The organism is Sphingomonas sp., from assembly GCF_036388435.1.
GTDB lineage: Bacteria > Pseudomonadota > Alphaproteobacteria > Sphingomonadales > Sphingomonadaceae > Sphingomonas.
Genome location: NZ_DASVRV010000035.1, coordinates 1 through 6,240, shown reverse-complemented (window position 1 = coordinate 6,240; position 6,240 = coordinate 1). Strand labels below are relative to the sequence as shown.

The following is a 6,240-nucleotide window of genomic DNA, read 5'->3' as shown; positions in this document are numbered from 1 at the left end:
TACCCCCCGGGACGCGATGAAACAACACAAACGCCCGTCCGGTTGATCGGCGCCGGTCCTCCGCCTACAGCGCGGACCAGAAAAAACCTCCAGCCAAGGAAGCTCCAGCCACATGGCCAAGATTAAAGTGAACACCCCGCTCGTCGAGCTCGACGGCGACGAGATGACCCGCATCATCTGGCAATGGATCCGCGAACGGCTGATCCAGCCCTATCTCGATATCGACCTCCTCTATTTCGACCTCGGCATGGAGAATCGCGACGCGACCGACGACCGCGTGACGGTCGAGTCCGCCGAGGCGATCAAGAAGCACGGCGTCGGAGTCAAATGCGCGACGATCACGCCGGACGAGGCGAGGGTCGAGGAGTTCGGCCTCAAGAAGATGTGGAAGTCGCCCAACGGCACGATCCGCAACATCCTGGGCGGTGTCGTCTTCCGCGAACCGATCGTGATCGAGAATGTCCCGCGGCTGATCCCCGGCTGGACCGACCCGATCGTCGTCGGCCGCCACGCCTTCGGCGACCAGTATAAGGCGACCGACTTCCGGGTCCCCGGTCCGGGCAAGCTGACCATCAAATGGCAGGGCGAGGACGGCGAGGTGATCGAACATGAAGTGTTCGACTTCCCGTCGTCGGGCGTCGCGATGGGCATGTACAATCTCGACGATTCGATCCGCGATTTCGCCCGCGCCTGCTTCAATTACGGCCTCGGCCGCGGCTGGCCGGTCTATCTCTCGACCAAGAATACGATCCTCAAGGCCTATGACGGCCGCTTCAAGGATCTGTTCGCCGAGGTGTTCGAGGCCGAGTTCGCGGGCGACTTCAAGGCGGCCGGGATCGTCTACGAGCACCGGCTGATCGACGATATGGTCGCCTCCGCGCTGAAATGGAGCGGCGAGTTCGTGTGGGCGTGCAAGAATTACGACGGCGACGTCCAGTCGGACCAGGTCGCGCAAGGGTTCGGATCGCTGGGGCTCATGACGTCGGTGCTGATGACGCCCGACGGCAAGACGATCGAGGCGGAGGCCGCGCACGGCACCGTGACGCGCCATTATCGCCAGCATCAGCAGGGCAAGGCGACCTCGACCAACCCGATCGCGTCGATCTTCGCCTGGACCGGCGGGCTGAAATATCGCGGCAAGTTTGACGACACACCGGACGTGACCCGCTTTGCCGAGACGCTGGAGCGCGTTTGCGTCGAAACGGTCGAGCAGGGCGCGATGACCAAGGACCTGGCGATCCTGATCGGCCCCGATCAGCCCTGGATGACGACGGAGCAGTTTTTCGAAGCGGTGCGGGCGAATCTGGAAGGGAAGATGGCGAGCTGGGCGTAAAAACCTGACATGGGCGGGGCGGAGCGGCTACCGTCCCGCCCATGGCGATCACGATCGAGAATGAAGGACTGAGCGACGCGCTGGTGATCCTGGGCGCGGCGGGGCTGGTCATACCGGCATTCGCGCGGTTTCGCGTGAGCCCGGTGATCGGTTTCATCCTGGTCGGGCTGCTTGTTGGTCCGTCGGGGCTCGGCGCCTGGGTCGAGCGCTATCCCTGGCTCTATTATTTCACCATCTCGAACCGCGAAGGCGTGGAGCCGTTCGCGGAGTTCGGCATCATCCTGCTGCTGTTCACCATCGGGCTGGAGCTGAGTTTCCGGCGCCTGTGGACGATGCGCGCGCAGGTGTTCGGGACGGGCGCAGCCGAGCTGCTGGGGTCGGCCGCGATCATCGGCGTCGGGTTGCATGTGCTGGGGCAGGACTGGCCGGGGGCGATCGGGCTGGGGCTGGCGCTCGCACTGTCGTCGACGGCGCTGGTTCTGCCGCTGTCGGGAACCACGGGCGCGGTCGGGCGCGGGGCGTTCGCGATGCTGTTGTTCGAGGATCTGGCGCTGGTGCCGATCATCTTCGCGCTGGGCGCCATGGCGCCCAGCAGCACGGGCGGCTGGGAGGTCGCGGCCGGCGTGGCGATCCGCGGCGGGCTGACCGTGGTCGCGATCTTCCTGCTCGGCCGCATTGCCCTGCCGCCACTCTTCGCCCAGGCGGCGCGGACCAAAAGCCCCGAGCTGTTCCTGGCGGCGTCGCTGCTGGTCGTCATCGTCGCGAGCGTGGCGACGACGGCGGCCGGGCTGTCGCCGATCGTCGGCGCCCTCGTCGCCGGGCTGCTGATCGCGGAAACCGAATATCGGTCCGAGGTCGAAGTGGTGATCGCGCCGTTTAAGGGGCTGGCCCTGGGCGTGTTCCTGCTCACCGTGGGCATGAGCCTAGACCTGCGGCTGGTCGCGGCGAACTGGCCGGCGCTGCTTGGCGCGCTGATCGGGGTGGTCGCGGCCAAGGCGGTGGTGACCTTTCTCCTGTTGCGCGTCGCCAATGCGCGACGCGGGGTGGCGGCGGAGACGGGATTGCTGATGGGCAGCCCGTCCGAGACGACGCTGATCGTGCTGGCCGCGGCACTCGCCGCAGGGCTGATCCTGCCCTCGACGGCGAGTTTCTGGCAGACGGTGACCGCGATCGGCCTGACGCTGACTCCTCTCCTGGCCAAGGCGGGCCGCGCCGTCTCGCGCGCGATGGAGCCGGCCGGGGACATGGGCGAGACGGCGATCGGGCCCGAGGGGCCGGGCACCGTCATCATCGGCTTCGGCCGGGTCGGGCGGATGGTCGCCGACATGCTGCGCGTACACGGCCAATCCTTCATCGCGGTCGAGGCGGATATCGACGCGATCGGCGAGGCGAGGCGTGCCGGTTACCCGATGCTGTTCGGGGATGCGGGACGGCTGGAGCTGATCGAGCGGCTGAACCTGGGGGCAGCGCGCGCGCTGATCCTCACCATGGACGATCCGGTGCTGACGGTCCGGGTCACGCGCCAGGTGCGCGCGCTGGCGCCCGCCCTCCCCATCATCGCCCGCGCGCGCGACGCGGACCATGCGGCGGAGCTGTACCGGGCGGGGGTGACCGACGCGGTGCCCGAGACGCTCGAAAGCTCGCTCCAGCTGTCGGAGGCGGTGCTGGTCGATCTGGGGGTCGCTATGGGGCCGGTGATCGCGTCGATCCACGAGAAGCGCGACGAACTTCGCCAGGCGATCCGCCGCGATGCGGCGCTGGAGCGCGACCCTCGTATCCGGCGGGTCCGTGGCCGGGGCGAGATGGGCTGAGATGCGGGTGGGAACCGCAGGCGGTGCCACCTCGTTTTCATAACGCAACTGTAAGGAGTAGCACCATGACCATTTTCGGACGCGCCGCTTTCGGCGCTCTCCTGCTCACCCCCGTCGCGCTCCAGGCGCAGACCGCCCCGGCAACGCCCGCGCAGGCGGCAGCCGCGGCGACGCCCACCGTGGGCGCCACGATCTACGACTCGGCCGGCGTATCGGTGGGCACGATCGATCAGGTCACCCCACAGGCGGTGGTCGTGTCGGTAGACGCGGCCAAGGTCAGCCTGCCGCCCGCGTCGATCGGATCGGGTCCCAAGGGGCTGACCATTGCGTTGACCCGCGCGCAGGTCGTCGCGGCGGCGCAGCAGGCTCAGGCCGGTGCGCAGCAGCAGCTTAAGGCGCAGCTGACGCCGGGCGCGACGGTACGCGGCGCCGGCGGCGCTTCGGTCGGCACCGTCAAATCGGCTGATGCGCAGTTCGTGACGCTGACCACGGCCAAGGGCGATGTGCAGTTGCCGATGAGTGGATTCGGCATGGGCCCGAACGGCCCGGTGATCGGCATGACGGCGGCACAGCTCGACGCCGCGGTGACCCAGGCAGGCGGCACGGCGGCGAGCCCCGACGTGGCAGCCGACCCGGAAGCAGCGGCGCCCGCCGCCGAGGCGACGACGACCAGTACCGAAACCACGACCAAGACGACCACCAGGCGCCGTCCGCGCTGAAACCGTTGGTAAGCATGGAGGAGGGTCAGGACCGCGAGGTGCCGACCCTCCTTCATGTCCGGCGAGCTAGGCAGTAGCCGGCGCTTCTTCCAATGCTGCACGCACTGCGGCTACCGCCTCCGCGGCCTTGGCTGCGTCGGGCCCGCCGCCCTGGGCCATGTCGGGGCGCCCGCCCCCGCCCTGGCCGCCCAATATGGCCACGGCCCGGCGGAGCAGGTCGACCGCGTTGAACCGATCCACCAGATCGCCGGTCACGCCGACCGCGACCGAGGCGCGGCCATCGGTGGTCGCGACGAGCACCGCGACCCCCGATCCGAGCCGGGCCTTGGCTTCGTCCACCGCCCCGCGCAGGCCTTTGGCCTCGAAGCCGTCGAGCACTTGGCCGATGAACGCCACACCCGCGACCTCTTCGGGGCCGCTCGGCTCGCCACCCGCGCTGCCGCCCAGGACGAGGGCGCGCTTCGCCTCGGCAAGCTCGCGTTCGAGGCGACGACGGTCGTCGAGGAGCGCCGCGATACGCGCAGGCACCTCGTCGGGGGTGGATTTGAGGGCGGCGGCGGCCTCGCGCAGCTTCTCGTCGCGCGCGTTCAGATAGGCGCGGGCGGCCTCTCCGGTCAGCGCCTCGACCCGGCGGACGCCCGACGAGACGGCCGACTCGCCGACCAGCTTGAACAGGCCGATGTCGCCGAGTGCCGCGACATGGGTCCCGCCGCATAGTTCGACCGAGTAGCGGCCCTCGTCGGTGCCCATCGATACGACGCGAACCTCGTCGCCATATTTCTCGCCGAACAGCGCCATCGCCCCCTCGGCGATCGCCTCGTCGGGGGTCATCAGCCGCGTCGACACGGGCGTGTTGGCGCGGACCTGCGCGTTCACATCGGCTTCGACCCGCGCGAGGTCGGCGGGCGACATGGCGCTGGGATGCGACACGTCGAAACGGAGCCGATCGGGCGCGACCAGCGAGCCCTTTTGCGCGACGTGACTGCCGAGCCGCTCGCGCAAGGCGGCGTGGAGGAGATGGGTGGCCGAGTGATTGCCCCGGATCGCGGCGCGGCGGCCATGATCGACGCGCAGCTTGACCGGATCGCCGATCGCGACCGCGCCCTGGTCGATGCGGGCATGATGGACGAACAGCCGGCCGAGCTGCTTCGAGGTGTCGGTCACGACGGCACGCAGGCCGTCGCCCAGGAGCTCGCCCGTGTCGCCGACCTGCCCGCCGCTCTCGGCGTAGAAGGGCGTCTGATTGGTGACGATCATCACCTCGTCGCCCGCAGCGGCGCGGTCGGTGCGGGCGCCGTCCCTGACGATCGCGACGACGGCCCCCTCGCCTTCCTCGGCCGCATAGCCGGTGAATTCGGTCCCGCCGGCTTCTTCGACGATGTCGAACCACAGATCGTCCGACGCCTTGGCGCCCGACCCCTTCCAGGCGGCGCGGGCGGCGCGCTTCTGTTCGGCCATGGCGGTGTCGAAGCCGGCGCGGTCGACCTGGAGGTCCTGCGCGCGCAACGCGTCTTCCGTCAGATCATAGGGGAAGCCGAACGTGTCGTAGAGACGGAACGCGGTCTCGCCGCTCAGCGTATCGCCGGGCTTCATCGACGCGGTCGCCTCGTCGAGCAGCTTGAGGCCGCGGTCGAGCGTCTGGCGGAAGCGCGTCTCCTCCTGGCGCAGCGTCGCCTCGATCTGCGGCTGGGCGCGGACGAGTTCGGGATAGGCGGCGCCCATCTCGGCGACAAGCGAGGGCACCAGCCGGTGCATCAGCGGCTCGGCGGCACCCAGCAGATGCGCGTGGCGCATAGCGCGGCGCATGATGCGGCGCAGGACATAGCCGCGTCCCTCATTCGCGGGGAGCACGCCGTCGGCGACGAGGAATCCCGCCGCGCGCAGATGGTCGGCGATGACGCGGTGGCTGGCCTTGTTCGCGCCCTCCGCACCTGTGTGGGTCAGCTCGGTCGAGGCGGCGATCAGCGCGCGGAAGGTGTCGGTGTCGTAATTGTCGGTCACGCCCTGGAGGACGGCGGCCACCCGCTCCAGCCCCATGCCGGTATCGATCGACGGCCGGGGCAGGTCGCCGACGATCGCATTGTCCTCCTGCGTGAACTGCATGAAGACGAGGTTCCATATCTCGACGAAGCGGTCGCCGTCCTCGCCCGGCGAACCGGGCGGGCCACCGGCGATGTGGTCGCCGTGATCGTAGAAGATCTCCGAACAGGGGCCGCACGGACCGCTGTCGCCCATCGCCCAGAAATTGTCGCTGGTGGCGATGCGGATGATGCGGTGGTCGGGCAGCCCGGCGATCCGCCGCCAGAGCGAAGCTGCCTCGTCGTCGGTGTGGTAGACGGTCACCGTCAGCCGATCGGCGGGCAGACCCCAGTCGCGC

The 6,240-nt window shown here is 69.2% G+C and carries 4 protein-coding genes; 3 read left to right on the top strand and 1 reads right to left on the bottom strand.

Annotated features, from left to right (window positions below):
* The first annotated feature begins 112 nt into the window (after nucleotides 1–112).
* The 3 genes from VF592_RS07630 (at nucleotide 113) to VF592_RS07620 (ending at nucleotide 3,863) form a co-directional block, all read left to right on the top strand.
* A complete protein-coding gene (locus tag VF592_RS07630; RefSeq protein ID WP_331005021.1) occupies nucleotides 113–1,333 on the top strand; it encodes an NADP-dependent isocitrate dehydrogenase in 1,221 nt (406 codons plus the stop codon).
* 41 nt (nucleotides 1,334–1,374) lie between these two features.
* Complete coding sequence (locus VF592_RS07625) at nucleotides 1,375–3,144, top strand: cation:proton antiporter (protein ID WP_331005020.1); 1,770 nt, start codon at nucleotides 1,375–1,377, stop codon at nucleotides 3,142–3,144.
* 65 nt (nucleotides 3,145–3,209) lie between these two features.
* Nucleotides 3,210–3,863, top strand: a complete 654-nt coding sequence (locus VF592_RS07620) for a hypothetical protein (protein ID WP_331005019.1) — start codon at nucleotides 3,210–3,212, stop codon at nucleotides 3,861–3,863.
* A 66-nt stretch (nucleotides 3,864–3,929) separates the two neighbouring features.
* On the opposite strand, the gene alaS is transcribed toward VF592_RS07620, so the two are convergent.
* Nucleotides 3,930–6,240: alanine--tRNA ligase (gene alaS, locus VF592_RS07615; RefSeq protein ID WP_331005018.1), on the bottom strand; the 2,311-nt coding region annotated here is incomplete at its 5' end.